21 protein-coding genes are annotated in these 19,147 nt (G+C 70.2%); 12 read left to right on the top strand and 9 right to left on the bottom strand.

Translation table 11 applies throughout. The features are described from left to right. Positions 1-26: 26 nt before the first annotated feature. The 6 genes from AMK58_RS22380 to AMK58_RS22355 are packed head-to-tail and all read right to left on the bottom strand — an operon-like array spanning position 27 to position 6,277. Entirely contained in the window at positions 27-1,217 is a 1,191-nt protein-coding gene (locus AMK58_RS22380; RefSeq protein WP_035680369.1) for an ABC transporter substrate-binding protein, read from the bottom strand. 13 nt (positions 1,218-1,230) lie between these two features. Further along, a complete protein-coding gene (locus AMK58_RS22375) occupies positions 1,231-2,055 on the bottom strand; it encodes a formylmethanofuran dehydrogenase subunit C (protein ID WP_035680366.1) in 825 nt (274 codons plus the stop codon). Next, positions 2,052-2,951, bottom strand: coding sequence for a formylmethanofuran--tetrahydromethanopterin N-formyltransferase (gene fhcD, locus AMK58_RS22370; protein ID WP_035680363.1), 900 nt, complete (start codon positions 2,949-2,951; stop codon positions 2,052-2,054). The genes AMK58_RS22375 and fhcD overlap by 4 nt, the downstream gene beginning before the upstream one ends. Next, positions 2,951-4,600, bottom strand: a complete 1,650-nt coding sequence (locus AMK58_RS22365) for a formylmethanofuran dehydrogenase subunit A (RefSeq protein WP_035680360.1) — start codon at positions 4,598-4,600, stop codon at positions 2,951-2,953. Before AMK58_RS22365 ends, fhcD begins: the two co-directional genes overlap by 1 nt. After that, positions 4,594-5,895 (bottom strand): molybdopterin-binding domain-containing protein, encoded by a 1,302-nt coding sequence (locus AMK58_RS22360; protein WP_059399478.1) that lies wholly within the window; start codon positions 5,893-5,895, stop codon positions 4,594-4,596. The genes AMK58_RS22365 and AMK58_RS22360 overlap by 7 nt, the downstream gene beginning before the upstream one ends. Before the next feature lie 4 nt (positions 5,896-5,899). Further along, on the bottom strand, positions 5,900-6,277 hold the full coding sequence (locus tag AMK58_RS22355; protein ID WP_035680354.1) for a 4a-hydroxytetrahydrobiopterin dehydratase: 378 nt from the start codon (positions 6,275-6,277) through the stop codon (positions 5,900-5,902). A 133-nt stretch (positions 6,278-6,410) separates the two neighbouring features. Between AMK58_RS22355 and AMK58_RS22350 the strand changes: the two genes are divergently transcribed. The 7 genes from AMK58_RS22350 to fae all read left to right on the top strand — a co-directional run bounded on the left by AMK58_RS22350 (position 6,411) and on the right by fae (position 12,798). After that, positions 6,411-7,406 carry a beta-ribofuranosylaminobenzene 5'-phosphate synthase family protein gene (locus AMK58_RS22350; protein ID WP_035680351.1) on the top strand — a complete coding sequence of 332 codons (996 nt, stop codon included), beginning with the start codon at positions 6,411-6,413 and terminating at the stop codon, positions 7,404-7,406. Between the two features lie 33 nt (positions 7,407-7,439). Further along, positions 7,440-8,336 (top strand): NAD(P)-dependent methylenetetrahydromethanopterin dehydrogenase, encoded by an 897-nt coding sequence (locus AMK58_RS22345; RefSeq protein ID WP_059399477.1) that lies wholly within the window; start codon positions 7,440-7,442, stop codon positions 8,334-8,336. Beyond that, a complete protein-coding gene (locus AMK58_RS22340; protein WP_236778337.1) occupies positions 8,302-9,453 on the top strand; it encodes an ATP-grasp domain-containing protein in 1,152 nt (383 codons plus the stop codon). Before AMK58_RS22345 ends, AMK58_RS22340 begins: the two co-directional genes overlap by 35 nt. Continuing rightward, the gene (gene mch / locus AMK58_RS22335) at positions 9,453-10,442 is read left to right on the top strand and encodes a methenyltetrahydromethanopterin cyclohydrolase (RefSeq protein WP_059399476.1); all 990 of its coding nucleotides are present in this window, start codon (positions 9,453-9,455) and stop codon (positions 10,440-10,442) included. The genes AMK58_RS22340 and mch overlap by 1 nt, the downstream gene beginning before the upstream one ends. Next, complete coding sequence (locus AMK58_RS22330) at positions 10,432-11,319, top strand: RimK family alpha-L-glutamate ligase (RefSeq protein ID WP_035680336.1); 888 nt, start codon at positions 10,432-10,434, stop codon at positions 11,317-11,319. Before mch ends, AMK58_RS22330 begins: the two co-directional genes overlap by 11 nt. Then, positions 11,316-12,209 carry a triphosphoribosyl-dephospho-CoA synthase gene (locus tag AMK58_RS22325; RefSeq protein ID WP_199228229.1) on the top strand — a complete coding sequence of 298 codons (894 nt, stop codon included), beginning with the start codon at positions 11,316-11,318 and terminating at the stop codon, positions 12,207-12,209. The genes AMK58_RS22330 and AMK58_RS22325 overlap by 4 nt, the downstream gene beginning before the upstream one ends. A gap of 61 nt (positions 12,210-12,270) precedes the next feature. Then, complete coding sequence (gene fae / locus AMK58_RS22320) at positions 12,271-12,798, top strand: formaldehyde-activating enzyme (protein ID WP_162471583.1); 528 nt, start codon at positions 12,271-12,273, stop codon at positions 12,796-12,798. A gap of 5 nt (positions 12,799-12,803) precedes the next feature. Here fae and AMK58_RS22315 read toward each other — a convergent pair whose 3' ends face one another. Continuing rightward, a complete protein-coding gene (locus AMK58_RS22315) occupies positions 12,804-13,511 on the bottom strand; it encodes a HisA/HisF-related TIM barrel protein (RefSeq protein WP_035680334.1) in 708 nt (235 codons plus the stop codon). Positions 13,512-13,545: 34 nt separating this feature from the next. On the opposite strand from AMK58_RS22315, the gene AMK58_RS22310 reads away from it, so the two are divergent. The 4 genes from AMK58_RS22310 to AMK58_RS22295 are packed head-to-tail and all read left to right on the top strand — an operon-like array spanning position 13,546 to position 17,457. Then, positions 13,546-14,544 carry an ATP-grasp domain-containing protein gene (locus tag AMK58_RS22310; RefSeq protein ID WP_079285676.1) on the top strand — a complete coding sequence of 333 codons (999 nt, stop codon included), beginning with the start codon at positions 13,546-13,548 and terminating at the stop codon, positions 14,542-14,544. A 3-nt stretch (positions 14,545-14,547) separates the two neighbouring features. After that, positions 14,548-15,645: a hydantoinase/oxoprolinase family protein gene (locus AMK58_RS22305; RefSeq protein WP_079285668.1), complete on the top strand. Its 1,098-nt coding sequence runs from the start codon at positions 14,548-14,550 to the stop codon at positions 15,643-15,645. Between the two features lie 20 nt (positions 15,646-15,665). Continuing rightward, complete coding sequence (locus AMK58_RS22300; protein ID WP_236778336.1) at positions 15,666-16,622, top strand: quinoprotein relay system zinc metallohydrolase 2; 957 nt, start codon at positions 15,666-15,668, stop codon at positions 16,620-16,622. Between the two features lie 4 nt (positions 16,623-16,626). Then, positions 16,627-17,457, top strand: coding sequence for a quinoprotein dehydrogenase-associated SoxYZ-like carrier (locus AMK58_RS22295; RefSeq protein ID WP_035680326.1), 831 nt, complete (start codon positions 16,627-16,629; stop codon positions 17,455-17,457). Between the two features lie 24 nt (positions 17,458-17,481). On the opposite strand, the gene AMK58_RS22290 is transcribed toward AMK58_RS22295, so the two are convergent. Continuing rightward, positions 17,482-17,796: a hypothetical protein gene (locus tag AMK58_RS22290; RefSeq protein ID WP_014242214.1), complete on the bottom strand. Its 315-nt coding sequence runs from the start codon at positions 17,794-17,796 to the stop codon at positions 17,482-17,484. 314 nt (positions 17,797-18,110) lie between these two features. On the opposite strand from AMK58_RS22290, the gene pqqA reads away from it, so the two are divergent. Continuing rightward, positions 18,111-18,191 carry a pyrroloquinoline quinone precursor peptide PqqA gene (pqqA, locus tag AMK58_RS31985; RefSeq protein WP_014242213.1) on the top strand — a complete coding sequence of 27 codons (81 nt, stop codon included), beginning with the start codon at positions 18,111-18,113 and terminating at the stop codon, positions 18,189-18,191. A 144-nt stretch (positions 18,192-18,335) separates the two neighbouring features. Here pqqA and AMK58_RS22280 read toward each other — a convergent pair whose 3' ends face one another. Further along, positions 18,336-19,124, bottom strand: a complete 789-nt coding sequence (locus tag AMK58_RS22280; RefSeq protein WP_236778335.1) for a RibD family protein — start codon at positions 19,122-19,124, stop codon at positions 18,336-18,338. Positions 19,125-19,147 lie beyond the last annotated feature (23 nt).

The following is a 19,147-nucleotide window of genomic DNA, read 5'->3' as shown; positions in this document are numbered from 1 at the left end:
ATGGTTGCCCCCTGCCGGGGCTTCTCTCAGCGGTTGCGGCACCGGCTTTCCGGGCGATCGTCGCCGAGCGTGTCGAGTTCCGAGAACTGGTGCAGGTAGCCCGGCTGCGGCGACACCGAGACGAGCACCCGCGGCCCGGCCAGCAGCACCGGCTGCCGTAGCTGCCCGTCCCACTCCCGGAAGGTCAGGCCCTGCCCCTTGAAGGCCGGCAGGGTAAAGTCCGGGCCGCGCACGAAGGCGGCAAGCGCCGCGGGGTCGGCGGACTTGGTGCGCGTCGCCGCCTCGCCCACCGCGCGGACGGCCATCCAGGCGGTGTAGTCGCGCGGCCGCATCCAGCGCCCGGCCTGCCGCTCGAAGCGGCTGTGGATCTGCGTCGCCCCCCACTGCTCATGCACGCGCGACCACGCGGTCGGGACGAGCCCATGGGTGCCGACGACCGGGCGGGGCAGCCATGTCTGGTAGAGCAGATACTCGCCGAATCCGTCCGCCTCGTCGGCGACGACCAGCACGTCGTGCTCGGTGCCCTGGGTGAAGGTGAGGATTTCCGACTGCACGGTGACGTGGCCGGTGTCGACGCGGCGGTTCGCGTCCTCGAAGGCCCAGCGCTTCTCCTCGACGATCCGGGCGCGGTAGCGCTTGGCGGCGGCGCGGATCGCGTCGGCGTAGGCGGCGTCCTCCGGCGTCCGCCCGACCACCAGCAGCCAGTTCATCCATTTCCGCGACGCGAGATACTGGGCCAGCGCGTCGGCCTGCATCCGTCGGCTGGGCGTCACATGCAGCAGGTTGGCGCGGCAGCGCTCGTTGCGCAGGTCGTCGTCCGGGGCGCGGGTGTTGAAGATCAGCATGTCGGCCGCCTCGGGCGCCGCCGCCGCAGCGAGCAGGGCGTCCTCCTTCAGGTCGGCGACGAGCAGCCGCACGCCCTGCCCGGCGAGGTCGCGCACAGCGTCCTCGACGCGCCCGTCCTCCGGCACCGTCACCTCGACCAGATCGAAGCGCTGGTTGAGGAACCGCCCCGTCGTGTTGTTGTCGGCGATGGCGAGGCGGGCGCCCTGGACGCCCTCGTCCTCCGACACCGGTTCGAGGAAGGTTTGGGGAATCCGCGGCTCCTCCGCGCGGGTCAGATAGCCGATGCGGACCACCAGCGGATCGGCGGCCCACGCCGGGCTCCCGAGCAGAAGCGCCGCGGCGATGGTCAGAAGGGCGGCGGCCCGCCTCACAAGTGCGCGCCCGCTACGCGTCCGCAAGAACAAGCACCTCTCCGATCCCCCCGGCCGACCGGTCGCCGATAAGGCGCCGGGCACGGGTTCCGGCGGTTGGGAATCCACTGGGCCATGCCCCGCCATCGATCAGCTCCTTCCGCATCAGCTTCAGAAACAGCCAGTCGTTCATGCCGCCATCGACGAAGCCGGACGGAACGGCCTCCGGCTCCCGCGGCAGCAGGATGGAGCCGCGGCGCATGGCCTGCCCCGCATCGGGTCCGCAACCGGCACCGACGACGATGGTCCCGGCGATCATCCGGGCGCCGCACAGGCTCCCCACCCGTCCGTGGACGGCGATCAGTCCACGGCGCATCCGCTCGCCGACACGGTCGCCGGCATTGCCCATGACGACGACGGAGCCGCCGCTCATGCCACGCGTGCCGCCGGCCAGCGGCGCCCCCAGGAAGTCCCCGGCATCGCCCGCGATGCGCAGGCGCCCGCCGGACATTTCGGCGGCGGCAAAGGCGCCGCAGTTGCCCACGACGTTCAGCGCACCGCCGCGCATGGCGCTGCCGGTGTAGGCGCCGCACTCCCCCTCGACCCGGAGTTCCCCGGTGGTCATGCCGGTCCCCACCCCGTCGAGCACCGCACCGCCGGGACGCAGGATCAGGACGCCGGTCGGGCCACCGTCCTCCAGCGCGAACAGCGCGTCCAGCCGATGGCGCTCCCGACCGCGGAGCAGCGTCAGCCCGGCCAGCGCCTCCCGCCCGCCCTCGGCCAGCCGTTCGGGCAGGACGCCGGTCATGTCGATGGGCGGACCGGCAGGGTCTCGAATGGTGAGGACGATGCCGCTCATGCCATCACCTCATGCAGCCGGAATTGGTAACGGCCGAGCTTGCCGCCGTAATTGCCGGCGGTGACCGACACCACCCCACCCGCGGCGCCGAGATCCGCCACCGCGGCGATCCCCGCGCGCATGGCGGCGGCGACCGCCGCCTCGCTCACCCCGTCGATGACCAGTTCGAGGATGGACTCCACCCCCTCCGGCACCAGCGAGACCGGCACCGCCGCCCGCAGGGTCGGGCAGAAGGCGGTGTTGGTGGAGGCGATCATCCCCTTGTACTTGCCGCCGATCTTGGAGCCGGAGCGGACCACCCCACCGGGAAAGGGCAGGATGGCACCCGGCAATTCGCGGATCGCCAGGACCGCGGCCTGCGCCGCTGCCAGTCCGGCGCGGCGGTCCGCCGCCAGGATGATGAAGTTGCCGCCGCCGACGCCGTCTACCGCCGCGGTGGCCGCCTCGCACAGGAACTCGCCGTCCATGACCGGGATGCGCCAATAGCGCCGGCCGCCGACCCGCTTGGCGATCTGCCAGCCGTCGCCGAAATAGCGCAGCGCGTTGCCAAGGGGAATTACGGTACCCTCCCGCAGCCCGGCGTAGCAGGCCGTCCCAGGGCAGGTCATGACGCACTGCCCGACGCGGCGGGCCACCTGCTTCGCCAGTTCCGCCTTGGACATGGCGAACAGCAGAACCGCGGCGCCGGGCCGGGAGTCCGGGGTTTCATCGGATGGCAACACGCGCTCCAGCGCCGCCTCGCAGCCGCAGGCGATGACCGAGGTGGCGAAGCCCGTCATGCTGACCACCGCCGCCTGGACCCAGTCCGGCGTGTCCGCGGTGATCACCAATCGCGTGCCGAGCATGGGAAAGGCCTCGGCGAAGGTGTCCTCGATGTGGACGCCGTTCAGCCTCATCAGAAAACTCCGGGCTGGCAGGCGTGGCGGATCAGGCCGGTGCCACCGCGGATTTCCTCCTCCGCGATGCGGAAATGCGTCAGCCGCTGACCCATCCGCTCGTCGAAGCGGCGCGCCATCCAGGATTCGATCTTTGGATCGTAGGCGGGCTCGACCACATGCGTGCGCCCCTGGAGGACCGCCACCACCACGCCGTCGCAGACGATCAGCCGGCCGTCCTTGAAGACGAGGTCCGGCTTTTCGAACATGGCGCGGCGGTCCGGCCGGTCGGTGTAGACGGTGATGTCGGCGACCGCCCTCGGCCCGAGATGGCCGCGGTCGGTCAGGCCCAGGATGCGCGCCGGCGCGGCGCGGGTCATGGTGGCGATCTCGCCCAGCGAATACTCGCGCGTCAGCGACCCCAGGATGGTGTGTTCCGGCAACGCCGGGTGCAGCTCCGCCATCCGGGCGAGGCGGTGATCGCGGTCCATCAGCAGGCGGATCAGCTCGGGATAGCTGGTGAAGGGCGCGCCGTTCGGGTGGTCGGTGGTGAGGAATATCCGCCAGGGGTCCTCGATCAGCAGGAACAGCTCCAGCCCGATCGCCCATTGCAGCGCGTTGACGAAGGCCTTGTCGCGGTAGCGGAAGGGCACGACGCCGCAGCCGGCGTCGCATTCGATGTCCATCATCACCCATTTCTTCGGGTGGGCGAGCCCGGCGTTGTTCATCTGCGCCATGGTGTCGGCCGACGCGGTCACCGTCTGGCCGAACATGATCTGCCCGACATCCACCGAGATGTTGGGCCGGCGGTTGACCGCCTCGGCCACCCGCGCGGCGGCGGAGGAGAATTTCCGGTCGCCTTCCATTCCGTAGGCGTGGAACTGGACGTGGGTGAGGTGGAGCCGCAGACCATCGACCGCCGCGATGCTGTCGAGCGTCGCCTCGACGTTGCCGGGAACACCCAGGTTGAAGCCGTGCAGATGCAGTGGGTGCGGAATCCCCAGCCGCTGCACCGCCCCAGCCAGGGCGGTGAGGATGCGGCGCGGCGTGATGGCATGAAATGGACCGTTCTCATCCACGTCGAGGCGGCGCTGGTTGTATTTGAAAGCGTTGATGCCGCCGGGATTCACCGCCTTGACGGCGAGGCTGCGCGTGGCGTTCAGCATGAAGCCGACGTAATCGGCCACCGCCTCCTCCCCGGCGCCGGAAGCGAGAAGCTCCAGCAGCAGGTCGTCGTTGCCCAGCACCAGATAGCCGCCGGTGTCGATCAGCGGAATGTCGGCCATTTCCAGATGCGCGTGGCGGGCGTTGCTCGGCAGCATCGCCGGCTCGAAGGCCGCCGTGTAGCCCATCTGGGCGTAGCGGCAGCCGGTGGCGTGTGTGGACGGGGTGGCGAGGCCGACGCATCCGCAAGGCCCCTCCGCTGCCGCGCGATGCTCCTCCGCCATCAGCAGGCGCGCGATGTTGACCTTTCCGCCGGCGATGTGGCTGTGGATGTCGATGGCGCCGGCCATCACGACCCGCCCGGTCAGGTCGTGCACCTCGTCCGGCGCCGAGCTGGGTCCGGGATCGGCGACGATCCGCCCGTCCCGGACGAACAGGTCGCCCACCGCGCCGTCGCGCCCGTTGGCCGGATCGTAAATACGCCCCCCGGCGAGTTTCGTCAGCATGCGGGGGCCTCCTGCGGCAGGGCGGTGGCGATGGCCTTCAGGACGGTTGCGCCATCCGGCAAGCCACGGTCGATCAGGCCCCGCGCGCGTAGGGCGACCACCGTGTCGCTGCGGAAGACTTGGGCCGGGTGGTCAATGCCCGGCGTGCCGATGGGGATGAACACCGCCGGTTCGTCGGTAAAAACCGTTCCCGGCGGGGCCAGGGCGACGACGGTCTGCCCCGCGGAAAAGGTGGGCACCTCCGGCCGGAAGGCTGACACCCAGACGACGGTGTCCGCCACATCCGCATAGCGCATCCAGGCGAAGCGGTGGGGATCGTGCAGCGGCACCCCTCCGGCGAGAGACGTGCGCAGCGGCACACCGAAGCGCCACGTGCAGACCTGATTGACCCCGACCACATTGTCGTACCCGGCCAGCGGCAGACCGGCGCAGCGTGTGTGCCGGTTCGCGTCGCGCACAAGACCGACCAGCCGTTCCACCGTCAGGTCGGCGTGCGGGCTTGCAAAAGCAGCGGCGGCCCAGGCCACGACGGCGTAGCGCGCCTTGCGCAGCCGCTCCGCCAGGACGGCGATGTCGCCGGCCGCGATGCCGGCGGCTCCCGAAACACGCGACGGCTCGGCCAAGGCCGCGGCCAGCGCCGCCGCCGCGTCCCCAATCTTCGCAGGATCACCGGGCAGGACGGTGACGGGAATCCTCGAGAGCGCGGTCCGCGTGGCATCCAGGGGCTCGCCGCACAGGAACGCTACCTCCCGCGATGGCGGCGTCTGGAAGGCCGGCGTGGGTGCCACCCAGCGTTCGAAGAGGCGCGGATGAAGCGCCGCCGGGTCCGGACCGGCCACCAGCAGAAGGTCGCAGCGGTTGCGCAGTTCAGCCAGGGTCGTCGCAATCCAGCCCGTGCGCTGGAGCACCGCCAGATTTCGGTACAGCCCGTCGGACAGCGCGTGATCGACCACCGCCCCCAGCCGTTCGGCGAGCGACAGGGCGGCCCGCGCTCCATCGACGTCGGTGCCGAGCCCGGCCACCAGGGGCGCTTGCGCCGCCGCCAGCACCGCCGCCGCGGCCTCCACCGCCTCCGCCAGTGGCACTGCGACGCCCGCGACGCGCGGCGGTTCTGCCGACGGCGTCCGGGAAAAGCGGTCGCGCGCGACCGGGCAGTCGGTGGAGCGCACCGCCAGCGTCGACGGCGGCTCCTCCTCGACGGTCAGGTCGTCGCAGCCGAGGCCGCAGAACGGGCACACGACGTCACGATGGACGACGGGCCGCGCGACGGGAGGGGTTGGCCGCTCGCTCGCCATGCCGTCAGTCGTACTTGATGTAGGCGAAGCGCGGATCGTCGCGGGGCGTTCCCTCCAGCGCGCCGCCGTCGCGGGCGGGCTGCCATTGGACGACCTCCTCGATCTTGCGGGCGAGGTCGAAATCCTTGTCGGTGATGCCCTTGGCCGAGTGGGTCTTCAGCCGCACCTCGACCCAGGCGTAGGAGGCGGTGAGGTCCGGATGATGCCACGCGGCCTCGGCCAGATGGCCGACCGTGTTGATCACCATCAGGGTGCCCTTCCAACTGTTCGTCTTGTACTTCCGCCGGATCCAGCCGTCCTCGAACCGCCACCGCGGCAATATTTGCTGCAGCCGCTCAACGATTTCCGTATCGGAATAGGTGGTTTCCTGAACCGCGGTCATGTCTTCCTCCCCGAAGCGACCGAACAGTCCTCACCCCGAAGAGGTATATACTATTGGATCGGGGTCTTTCTTTAACGAAAGATTATCATGTTCAAAAGAACGACGCAACTTTCCTTAAGCGAGTGAGGTCCTCATGCCACTCGGCGTCGATGAAATCAGGGAGTTGCGGGTCACGGCGCCCGCGCGGTTGCATCTGGGTTTTCTCGACATGAACGGCGGCCTGGGCCGCCGCTTCGGCAGCCTGGGGCTGACGCTCGACGGGATGGCAACGACGCTGCGGGTGCGCCCGTCCGACCGCTTGTGCGCGAGCGGCCCATCGGCGGAGCGCGCGTTGAAGGCCGCACGGGCGGTCTGCGACCGTTTCCGCTGGCCGGCCCGCGCCGAACTGACGGTGGAGGAGGCTATTCCCGAGCATGTCGGGTTGGGGTCCGGCACCCAGCTCGGTCTGGCGGTCGGCACCGCGCTCGCGCATCTGCACGGGCGGCCTTCGACGGTCCGCCGCCTCGCCGCGGAGCTGGAGCGCGGCGCCCGTTCGGGCATCGGGATCGGCGCCTTCGAGAAGGGCGGCGTCATCCTCGACGGCGGCCGGGGGCCGGACGACGCGCCGCCGCCCATCGTCGCGCGTCTGCCCTTTCCGGACTCCTGGCGCGTCCTGCTGATCCTGCACCGCGACGGCCAGGGGTTGCACGGCACCGCCGAGTTGCAGGCCTTCAAGGCGCTGCCGCCCTTTCCGGCGGAGCGGGCCGGGCATCTCTGCCGCCTGATCGTCATGGCGGCGCTTCCGGCGCTGATCGAGGGCGACGCCGACCGTTTCGGGCGGGCGGTGGGCGAGCTGCAACGCACCGTGGGCGACCATTTCGCCCCGGTCCAGGGCGGGCGCTTCACCAGCCCCCTGGTGGCCGAGGCGCTGGCGTGGCTGGAGGCCGAGGGCATTCCCGGTGTCGGGCAAACGTCCTGGGGGCCGACCGGCTTCGCCATCGTCGGCGACGCCCGGCGGGCAGAGGCCTTGCTGGCAGAGGCGCGGCACCGCTGGGCGGGGTCCGCGCTGGACTTCCATCTGGCCCGTGGCCGCAACGACGGCGCGACGCTGGAATCCACCACCGACCGGGTGGTGCTGCGGGCTTCGTGACCCCTCACACCCGAGCCAAGCGGGAGGCGCGCGATGGCCGCACCCTATGTTCTGCACATGCTGACGCCGCTGAAGCACGTCAGCGCCTTCGACGTCAACATGGCGGCGGACGCCGGCATGGGGCCGCTGTTCCCCTACACCGGCGTCGCGCTGGAGGAGGTCGCCGGCATCACCCAGGACGCAATGTTCTCCCGCGACCCGGCGAACGCGGCGCGCACCGGGCTGTTCATCGGCGGGCGCGACGCGGTGCTGGCGCTCGACATGATGGATGCCGCCCGCAAGGCCATGTTCGCGCCCTTCACCATCTCGGTCATGGTCGATCCGTCGGGCGCCTTCACGACGGCCGGCGCCATGGTCGCCGTCGTCGAGCGCGCCCTGCGCCGCAGCCATCCGGACGGGATCAAGGGGCTGACCCTCAAGGTGTTCGGCGCAACCGGCGTGGTCGGCGGAATCGCCGCCGTGATCGCAGCCCTCGCCGGCGCGCGCGTCACACTGGTCAGCCACCGCGGCCTGTCGGGCGTCGAGCCGAAGGCCGCCGAGTTCCGGCGGCGCTTCGGGGTGGAACTCGCCTGCGCCGACGCACCCGACGACGCGGCGCGGGAGGCGCTGCTCGCTGATGCCGAGGTGGTGTTCGGCTGCGGGCGGGCGGGCATGCAGATCCTGTCGGCGCGCAACCTCGCCGCGGCGGGGCGCCTGCTGGTCGCGGCGGACATCAATGCGGTTCCGCCGTCCGGGATCGAAGGGGTCGGCCCCAAGGACAACGGCACACCGCTTCCCGGCGGCCGCGGCGTCGGCGTCGGTGCGCTGGCGGTCGGCGCGGTCAAGTTCCGGGTGCAGCACGCCCTGCTGACCCGCCTCGCCGCGGCGAAGTCGGCGGAGTATCTGGATTTCTGCGATGCCTACGACGCCGCCCGCCGGATCGCCGGCTGACCCGGTGGTGGAGCGGCCGGACATCGTCGTCGCCGCCCTGTCAGCGCGGGCGCTCGCCGCCGCCGCCCGCCGCGCCGGCTGGCGGCCGGCGGCCATCGATTTGTTCGCTGATCTGGACACCAAGCAGCTTGCCGAGCCCTGCCTGCGCCTGCCCGCCGAGGGTCTGCGCCTGGAGTCTGGTCCCCTTCGCGAGGCCCTGGCGAGGCCTGACCTGCGTGGCCTGCCGTTGGTCTACGGCGCAGGCTTCGAGGACGACCCGGCTCTGCTGGCGCGCCTCGCGGAGGGCCGTCCGCTGCTCGGCAACCGGCCCGAGGTGGTGGCGCGCGTCAAGGACCCGTTCCGCTTCGCCGCCACCCTGGCCCGGCTCGGCATTCCCCATCCTCCGGTCGCGCCGGCCTGGGACGGATCACCCGGCGACCATCTGAGCAAGCGGATCGGCGGCAGCGGCGGCGCGCACATCACCCCCGCGACGGACAGTAAAGCCAAGCCGGGCTGGTACATCCAGCGCCGCGTTGCCGGTCATGCCCTGTCGGTCCTCTTCCTCGCGGACGGCGCCCACGCGGTCATCATCGGTTTGAGCCGGCAGTGGTGCGCGCCGACCCCGGAGAGCCCTTATCGCTACGGCGGCGCAGCCGGGCCGTGGCGCTGTCCGGAGCGCTGGACCCGGACTTTGCCCGCCATGATCACCCGCCTTGCAGCAGCCTTCGAGCTGGTGGGGTTGAACAGCGCCGATTTTCTGGTGACCGGGTCGAACCTTCATCTGTTGGAGATCAACCCGCGACCGGGCGCGACGCTGGACGTCTTCGACCGCCCACCGATGCCGCCTTTGCTTGGCCTTCACCTCGACGCCTGCGGCGGGCGCCTGCCCGAGCAACTTCCGGTACTGTTGGGGTGTCGGGCTGCGTTGGTGTTCTACGCCGACGTCCCCACCCGGATCGAGGCCGGTCGGCGCTGGCCGGCCTGGACCGCCGACCGGCCGGCGCCGCCGACCATGATCGGGCGCGGCGAGCCGGTCTGCACGGTGTTCGGGGAGGGTCCCAGCGCCACCTCGGCACGGCGGCATGCCGAGCGGCGGCAACGCGAACTGGCGGCCCTCGCCGCGATGGAGATGCAGTGATGACCACGGAAACGCCGTCCGATCCGCGCCCAAGCCTCGCCGCGCTGTCGGCGCCGCTGGTCGAACGGCTGGTGGCCGATGCCCCGATGCTTCGCCTCGGCGTCGAGAGGGTCGGCGGGGCCTGCGTCATTGATGCCGGGATCGGCCATTCCGGCGGGCTGGAGGCCGGGCGACGCATCGCCGAACTGTGCATGGGCGGCCTTGGCCGGGTGGCACTTGGCCCGGTCCCCGGTCCGCCGTCCTGGCCGTTCGGAGTCACCGTCCACAGCGCGCAGCCGGTCCTGGCCTGTCTCGGCAGCCAATATGCCGGCTGGAGCCTCAGCCACGGCAGCGGCAAGGGCGCCTTTTTCGCGCTGGGCTCCGGTCCCGGCCGCGCGCTGGCCCGGCAGGAGGCGCTGTTCGACGAGTTGGACTACCGCGACACCGCCGACGCGGCGGCCTTCATCATGGAGGCGACGGCGCTGCCGCCCGCCGAACTGGTCGCCCACATCGCCGCCGCCTGCGGCATCGCCGCGGACCGGCTGACTCTGGTCCTCACCCCGACGCAGAGCCTCGCCGGGGCCACCCAGGTGGTCGCCCGCGTGCTGGAGGTCGCCCTGCACAAGCTGCACGCCCTCGGCTTTCCGCTCGATCGCGTCGTCGACGGCATCGGCATGGCGCCGCTTCCCCCGCCCGGCGGCAAATTCCTCACCGCGATGGGCCGCACCAACGACGCGATCCTCTATGGCGGCACGGTCCATCTGCACGTCGCCGGCCCGGACGGCAAGGCCGAGGATCTGGCGCACCGCCTGCCCTCCTCCGCCTCGCGGGACCACGGGCGCCCCTTCGCGGAGGTCTTCGCCGCGGCGAAGGGGGATTTCTACGCCATCGATCCCATGCTGTTCAGTCCGGCACGCGTGACCGTCACCGCCATCGACAGCGGGCGCAGCTTTCACGGCGGAACCCTGGCGCCGGACCTCGTGGAGCGCTCGTTCCGCGATGTCCGGTGAGCGCGTCGCCCTGATCCTCACCGAACGGCCTGACTGGCACACGCCGCGGCTGGTCCGGGCCATCGAGGCGCGCGGCCTGCCCTGCCGCTGCGTCTCGCCGCGGCGCTGCGGGATCGCCGTCGGTCACACGGCGACGGGCCTGCTGATCCCCGGCTTCGAGGATACGCTGCCGGCGGGCGTGTTCGTCCGCGCGGTCGGCCAAGGCAGCTTCGAGCAGGTGACGCTGCGCCTGGGCGTGCTCCACGCGCTACACGACCTCGGCGTGCCGGTCTGCAACGACGCGCGGGCCATCGAGCGCTGCGTGGACAAGAGCATGACCAGCTTCCTGCTGGGCCGCGCCGGCCTGCCCACCCCGCCGGCCCTCGCCACGCAGGAGGCCGAACCGGCCCGGCACATCCTGGACCATGCGCCCGATCAGGTGCTGAAACCATTGTTTGGCGCGCAGGGGCGCGGCCTGCAACGGCTGGGCGGGCCCGACGCGCTGCCCGACGCCGACGCGGTCGGCGGAGTCTACTACCTCCAGCCCTTCATCCCGCCGCGGAGCGAAGGCGCATGGTGGGACCGCCGCGTCTTCGTGGTAGGCGCGCACGCCGTCGCCGCGATGACCCGGCATGGGCGGAACTGGATCACCAACGTCCATCAGGGGGCCACGTGCGAGGCTGCGCCCGCCGACGACGAGGCCGCCGCGCTCGCCGTCCGCGCCGCCGCGGCGGTCGGCGCGCGCTACGCTGGCGTCGACCTGATCCAGGACCGTGCGGATCGCTGGCTGGTGCTGGAGGTCAACAGCATGCCGGCGTGGCAGGGCCTGCAACGGGTCAGCGCGGTGGACATCGCCGACGCCCTGGCCGCCGACTTCGTGGAGCGGGTGGGCGCATGATCGGCGGGCACATGATTGATTGGGCGCCGATCCCCCCCGATCCGGCCTCCGGCGTCGCCGGCGCCTACCGCGCCGCCTGCCATCTGGAACTGCGCGCACTGAAGCCCGGCAACGTCCACATCCATGCCGAGGGGCACGGCATGACCGTCGACCAGTTCCTTGCCAGCGCCGAGGCGACCGCGCCCATCCTCGCGTGGCCGGGGCTGAGCGTCGGGGAGCGACTGCACGCCGCTGTCCGCGCCACGCGGGAAGCGGTCGGCTGCAACACCAACCTTGGCATCCTGCTGCTGGCCGCACCGCTGGCCCAGGCCGCGTTGATGCCCGGAAACGCCCCCTTGCGCGAGCGGCTGGGCCATGTCCTCGCCAGCCTGACGGTGGCGGATGCCGATCTGGCGTTCCAGGCGATCACGTTGGCCGAACCCGCCGGGTTGGGCCGCGTGGAGGGGGCGGACGTGCACGCCCCGGCGCGGGTGACCCTGCTCGACGCCATGCGGGAGGCGCAGGACCGCGACACCATCGCCCGGCAATACGCGACGGGCTTCGCGGATGTCTTCGACACCGGCGTGCCGAGCCTGCGGCGATGGCTGGAGGCCGGGGCGGAGTTCGAGCAGGCCACGGAAATGATTTATGTCGAATTCCTCGCCACCCTGCCCGACAGCCATGTCATCCGAAAATACGGGCGGGAGCGTTCTGAATGGTTACGCGCACGGGCTTCGGAATTGAGGGAAAATACGGCCCCGGATCGTGCATTCACGCTAACGCGATCGCGCTTGGCGGAACTGGACCGGGACCTCAAATACAATGGCGTCAACCCGGGAACGACCGCGGATATTGTCGTGGGTTGCCTTTTTGCGCTCTGGCTCATGCAATCCCGCAGCCACCCGTCATAACGGATGCTCTTCGAAAAGACGCGCTCCGCGAAGGGCGCCGGCAACACTAGGGAGAAAGGACATGCCGATGTGGGGAGGACAGTCCACCAAGATCAACCGCGTGCTCGTCGGTGAATCGCTGGTCGGTGATGGGAACGAGGTCGCCCACATCGACCTGATCATGGGACCGCGCGGCAGCGCCGTGGAAACGGCCTTCTGCAACGCGCTGACCAACAACAAGGACGGCTTCACCGCCCTGCTCGCGGTCGTCGCACCCAACCTGATGTGCAAACCGGCGACCATCCTGTTCAACAAGGTCACCATCAAGGGCGCGGAACAGGCCGTGCAGATGTTCGGCCCGGCCCAGCACGCCGTCGCCAAGGCCGTGGCCGACTGCGTGTCGGAAGGCACCATCCCGCAGGACGAGATCGACAACATCTTCATCTGCGTCGGCGTCTTCATCCACTGGGAGGCAAAGGACAACGCCAAGATCCAGGACTACAACTACCGCGCCACCAAGGAGGCCATCGAGCGCGCGGTCGCCAGCTTCCCGAGCGCGCAGGACCTGATGAGCCAGAAGGACAAGGTGAAGCATCCCTTCGCCGCGTGACCCGCTTACCGGCTCAGGGCATCCAGATCCGCGCCGCCGATGCGGCCGTCGTGCAGCGCCGTCGCCACCAGGGCGCCGGCGCTGCCGTGCGCCGCAAGGTCACGGAGGTCATCGCCGTTGCGCACCCCGCCGGCGGCGAACAGGCTGGCCTGCGGCTTGGTCCGGCCGATCTCCGCGAGGCGGCTCCAGTCCGGCCCCTCGCCCGATCCGACGCGGGCCAGGGTCATGGCGATGATCCGCCGCGGCCACAGGTCGGGACGCTCCAACAGGTCCGGCAGCCCGACGAAGCGGTCGCGGAAATCGAGCGAGAGAATCACACGCTCCCAAGCCGGACTGGCCTTCAGCGCGGTCAACGGCGCGAAACCGTCCAGGCTCTCGCTGCCGAGCACCGCGTCGCCGAGCCCCGACGCGACAAAGCCGCGCACGGCGTCGGCGCTGCGGAACCCGGCATCGACCCAGAACCCGACGTCCGGAAAAGCCGCTTTCAGCCGCGCCAGCGCCGGCCGATTGTCGCCGGTGCCCTGGATGGCGTCGAGGTCGGCGGCGTAGACCACCGGGAATGGATGCAGGCGGAGCAGGCCACCGACCACCGCCACAGGGTCGTTGCCGGCGCACAGCAAAGAGCGCAGCGGCGGGTAGCGGCCGCGGTCGCCACGACGGGCATGCACCACGCCGCCCTCCCTCAGGTCGATCACCGGAACGACGTGGAACATCTCGCCCTCCCTTGGCTGCATGGCGGCGGACAGAATGCACATCCTGGTCTGTGAATTCGTGACCGGCGGCGGCATGCCCCCGGACACCGCCATCCCGGCCAGCCTCGCCCGCGAGGGCAACCTGATGCTCCACGCCCTGCTGGCCGACCTGCTGGAGGTGCCGGGGGTGGAGGTGACGGTCACCCGTGACGCCCGCCTTCCGCCGCTCGCGTCTCCCGTGCGCAGCATAACCATCACCGACCCGCGCGAGTCCTGGTCGCTTTGGGAGGACCTCGCCCGGCAGGCGGACGGCGTCTGGCCGATCGCCCCGGAAACCGACGGCGCGCTGGAGCGCTTCAGCCGCACGGTCGAGGTGACCGGGCGCCACCTGCTCAACAGCCGCGCCGATGCGGTGGCCGTCGCGTCCAGCAAGGCGGCGACCGCGGCCTTGCTGGCGGCGGCCGGCCTGCCCGTCGTCCCGGTCTGGCGGGTCAGGGCCGTCGTCGCGGACGGGCCGCCGGGGAACGGTCCCTGGGTCGTCAAGCCCGACGACGGAGCCGGCTGCATCGACACCCGGCTGATCCGCGACCATGCCGACTGGCGGGGCTGGCTGGCCGAGGCGGATCGGAGCGGTTTTGTGGTGCAGCCCTTCCAGCCGGGCACGCCGGCCAGCCTGTCGATGCTCTGCCGCGATGGACGAGCGTGGCCGTTGACCGCCAACCGCCAGAACGTTTCTCTGTCCGGCGGCCGCTTCTCCTACGGCGGGGGAATCGTCGGCGGGATGGCGCTGTCCCCCGCCCTTACCGATCTCGCGCAGGGCGTTGCGGTAGCGCTGCCCGGCCTGTTCGGCTGTGTGGGCGTCGATGTCATCGTCGGTCCTGACGGGCCGACGATCATCGAGGTCAATCCGCGCCTCACCACCTCTTCCGTGGGTATGCGGCGCGCGACGGGGCTGAACGTCGCCGCCGCAGTGCTGGATCTGTCGCGTGACCCGCCGATCCCGCCGCCACCGGTGACGCGAATCGAACCGATCCTTCTGACACTTGAGGGGTGAGCCATGGACGGCGGCGCGTTGATCGGACTGGACATCGGCGGGGCGCATCTGAAAGCCGCCCTGTTCGACGAAACGGGGACGCTCCGCGACCTTGACCAGTGGCCCTGCCCGCTCTGGCTGGGCCTCGGCCGCTTGGAACAGGCCGTCGCGGCGGTGGTTGCCCGCTGGGGCCAGCCCTGCCACGTCGCCGCGACGATGACCGGGGAGTTGGCGGACCTGTTCGACGACCGCGCCGACGGCGTACGCCGCATCGCCGCCACGCTGCGGTCCGCCCTGCCCGCCACGACACTCAGCGTCTTCGCCGGTCCCCGCGGGCTGGTGCCGGTCGATGCCGCGCCCGACTGCGCGGAGGCGGTGGCCTCCGCCAACTGGTACGCCACCGCGCTGCTGGCCGCGGCCGGCGGCGACGGCGTTCTGTTGGATGTCGGAAGCACGACGACCGACATCGTCCCACTCGTCGGCAGCGGTCCGCTTCATGCCGGCTATTCCGACGCCGAGCGGCTGGACAGCGGCGAGTTGGTCTACACCGGCGTCGTGCGCACCCCAGTCATGGCGGTTGCCCGCACCGTTCCCTATGGCGGAGGCCGGCGCGCGCTGATGGCGGAGCTGTTCGCGACCATGGCCGACGTTCACCGCCTGACTGGGACGCTGCCGGAGGGCGCCGACCAGCACCCGACGGCAGACGGGCGCGACCATGGCGTCGCGGCCAGCGCGCGGCGCCTGCTGCGGATGGTCGGCGACGACCTGGAGCTAGGCGGCCTGCCGAAGGCCCTCCGCCTCGCCGGCCATCTCGCGGAACGCCAGCTTCGCCAGATCGAGGATGCGCTCGATCAGGTGCTGTCGCGGGGCCTGATGGCGGACGCGCCGCCGCTCGTCGGCGCCGGGGTCGGTCGGTTCCTGGTGCGGCGTCTGGCCGAACGCCGGGGGTCAGCCTACCGGGACTTCGAAGCGCATCTGCCGGTGGCGCCGGCCTTGCGGGAGCGCACGGGATGGTTCGCCCCCGCCGTCAGCGTCGGCTGGCTGGCCTTTGACGGTGCGCCGCACAAACACCTTTGCCCGGTTGCCGGTTCTGCCGACGCGGTTTCATACTTGCCCGATTGAACACAATGCAGGACCGGACGATGGCTGCTGCGGCCACGTTCCTCCGGCCGTCCACGCGCGCGGCGCTGGCCGGCGTCTGGCTGTTCGTCTGGCTGCTCTGGGCGGCCCCGGCGACGGCCGATCCTCTGCCCGTGTTCGAAGTCGCCCCCGGTGTGTTCGTGCACGCCGGCCGCCATGAGGAAACCGACGCGGCCAACGCCGGGGACATCGCCAACTGCGGGTTCGTCGTCGGGGACGACGCGGTCGCCGTGATCGACAGCGGCGGCTCGCCGATTGTGGGACATCGTTTGCGTGAGGCGATCCGCGTCCACACCGACCTGCCGATCCGCTACATCGTCAACACCCACATGCACCCGGACCATATTCTGGGAAACGTGGCGTTCCTGCCCGATCGGCCCGATTTCGTCGCCCACGGCAACCTCCAGGCGGCCCTGGTGGCACGCGGTGAGCATTACCGGCAGGCGTTCGACGCCGCGGTCGGTGCCGCCGCCGCCGCGGAGGTCCGGATCATCCCGCCGACACTCGTGGTCAGCGACCGTCTGGAGTTGAATCTGGGAGGACGCGTGCTCGACCTTGTCGCATGGCCGGTGGCCCACACCGACAACGACCTGACGGTGCTCGACCGGCAGACAAAGACGCTGTGGGCCGGAGACCTGCTGTTCATGGAGCGGGCGCCGGCCATCGACGGCTCCGTCCTCGGCTGGCTGCGCACCCTCGACGCTCTGGCCGTTGAACCGGCCGCGCGCGTCGTTCCCGGACACGGCCCGCCCTCGGCCCCCTGGTCGGATGCGGCCGGGGACCTGCGCCGCTACCTGAGCCGGGTCGTCGAGGGTGTCCGCAAAGTCCAGGCCGCCCACGGCACGATTCAGCAGGCGGTCGAAACGGTCGCCGCCGACGAGGCGCCGCACTGGCGCCTGTTCGAGTCCTACAACCCGCGCAACGTGACGGCGGCCTTCGCCGAACTGGAATGGGAATGACACCATGACCACACCGCACCGGACCATCGTTACGCTGGCAGGTCCCGCGCTGGCAGGCGCCGCTTGGCTGTGCCTGGGCAGCGCGGGCGCTCTGGCGGCCTCGCCGCAGGAGGAACGCTGGGACATGCTGCGCGACATGTATTTCGCGGGCCGCGCGGTCGAGGATGCCGGTCCGCTCCTCAGCCTGGAGGCGCCGAAGCGCGCCAACGACGCGGCGGTCGTGCCCGTCCGGATCGTGACGGCACCGGGAAGCGGCGTCGAGGTGACCGCGGTCCATCTCATCGTCGATGAAAATCCGGTGCCGATGGCCGCAACCTTCCGTTTCGCCCACGGCAACAGCCCGCAGGCGATCGACACCCGTCTGCGGGTCAACGCCTACACCAACATCACGGCTGTCGCGGAGACCGGCGACGGGCGGCTGCTCCGCACCACGCAATTCGTCAAGGCGTCCGGGGGATGCTCCGCGCCGGCGCTGAAGAACGCCCAGCTCGCCGTCGCCCGCATGGGCAAGATGAAGCTGAACCTGCCCGACGGCATCACCGCCGGGAAACCGATGACCGCGCAGTTGCTGATCAGCCACCCCAACTACACCGGCATGCAGTACGACCAGCTGAACTACTACTTCATCCCGGCCCACTACGTGAAAACCGTTGCCATCCGCTACAATGGGGCGCCGGTGCTCGACGTGCAATCGGACATTTCGTTGAGCGAAGACCCCAGCATCCACTTCTCCCTGGTGCCGGAAGAACAGGGAACGCTGGACGTCACCGCCGAGGACTCGAACGGGCGGATTTTCCAGGAGAGCTGGCCGATCCGCGCCAATTCCGGTTCGTGAAGGTCGCCTGCGCCGCCGGACCGCTCAGAAACACTTCAGGTCGGCGGCGACCTGGGCCTGCCGGAACTCGTTCAGCAAATCCTTGATCCACCCGACGTCGCGCATGAGCGCGGCGCGCTCGCCGGGTGCCTCCTGCATGCCCCGAGCGGTCTCCACCGCCACGTAGCTGTCATAGGGGAAATGTGCGGCGATCTCGTCGATGCTGCAGGAGCATTTGCGCACGACGTCCGGTCCCTGGCCGTTGGACAGCATGCAGCCGAGGACGTAGTCGACGCGGGCATAGGTGGGATAACCGTCCTCGGCCTGCGCCGTGCCGCAGCCGATCAGAAGCGCAAGCAACGCAACCGGAACACCATTCCTCATCATCGGGTCGGGTCCATGCTGGTCTGTCCGAAGAAGCGCATCCTCATGGTGGGACGATCAAGCATTCGGCCTCAAGCGCGCATTCGGAGATCGCCACGGGGATGACAGGCTGATTACAAACAGAGCTGAATAAATTCGGCATTCATTGACCATGAAAAATCCATACGTATTTTCCTTGCCACTATCCATTCGTAGGATGGCCTCACCAGGATTGGATCGGTAGGCTTCCTGAAGAGGACCAAAACCGCAGATGGTCCTTTCCATCCATCCAAGAACTAAGGGAGCGCACCATGAAGACTTGGCGCAAACCGAAAATCCGCGTGATCGCCGTCGGCACCGAAATCAACGCCTACGCCTGTGCACAGCTTTGATGGCGTGGTAACGGCGAAGCCCTGTGCCTCATCATGTCCACCACCGACCTTCCTGCGGGCAGCGGCGAGACACGTCTCCCCTGCCCGCATGCTCGTTTCAACAAGGCCGCCGATCACGGACTGGCTTGAGTTTGGTCACCGGCCTCACGCCGGGCGCAGCGGCTCGAACCGGGCAAACCATTGGCCCGCCCCATCCGGCGCCGCACTGTCGTAATACAGCGAGGACAGGCGCAGGCGGCCGGCGGCCTCCAACCGTGGCCCCGTCGCCATGGTGTGAAAGCTCTCCCCTCCCACCACGCGGTGCGCGATGGTGAGGTAAAGCCGCGACAGCATTCCGTCCCGCAGCATGGTGGACAGCATGCGGGGGCCGGTCAGCAGATACACGCTGCGGAAGCCGAGCGTGCCGAGTTCCCGGACCAGAGGTGCTCCCTCCACCGACGCACCGTCTCCGGCAATGATCACCGGATACCCGCGGGCACAAAACGCGTCGACCCGATCTTGCGGGGCCTGCCGACCGGTTGCGATCAGAACACGCTGCTTTTTCCGAATGACCGACGCCGGAATCGGAAAATCGAGGCTGGCGCTGGCGATCACGATAGCCGGCTGGGCGGACAAGCCGTTCTCCAGCCTCCACCGCACGAGGTCGCGGTCCACGGCGCGCGTCCCGATCTGCAACACGTCGTCCAGCCGGCCCGCCGCGAGGTCGCGCAGATAGCCGCCGTGGGTGACGAGGCAATCCGCCTGGGCCTGCAGTTCGAGGAACAGGCGGAAATCATTCTCGCTGGTGATCTCGACCGGAAGGTGGTTCGCTTCGCCGTCCTGCAACGCGATGCGTCCGTCCAGGCTGCCGACGAAGCTCGCATAGACGAACGGCGCCGATGCGCTGCCCAATCTGTGCAACGCATCGGCCACATAGAGCCCGGCCAGCGCCACCTCTTCGGGCGGTCCCGGAAAAA

The organism is Azospirillum brasilense (genome assembly GCF_001315015.1).
Lineage (GTDB): Bacteria > Pseudomonadota > Alphaproteobacteria > Azospirillales > Azospirillaceae > Azospirillum > Azospirillum brasilense.
Note: the sequence above shows the minus strand (reverse complement) of the source record. Positions and strands in the feature narration are given on the sequence as shown.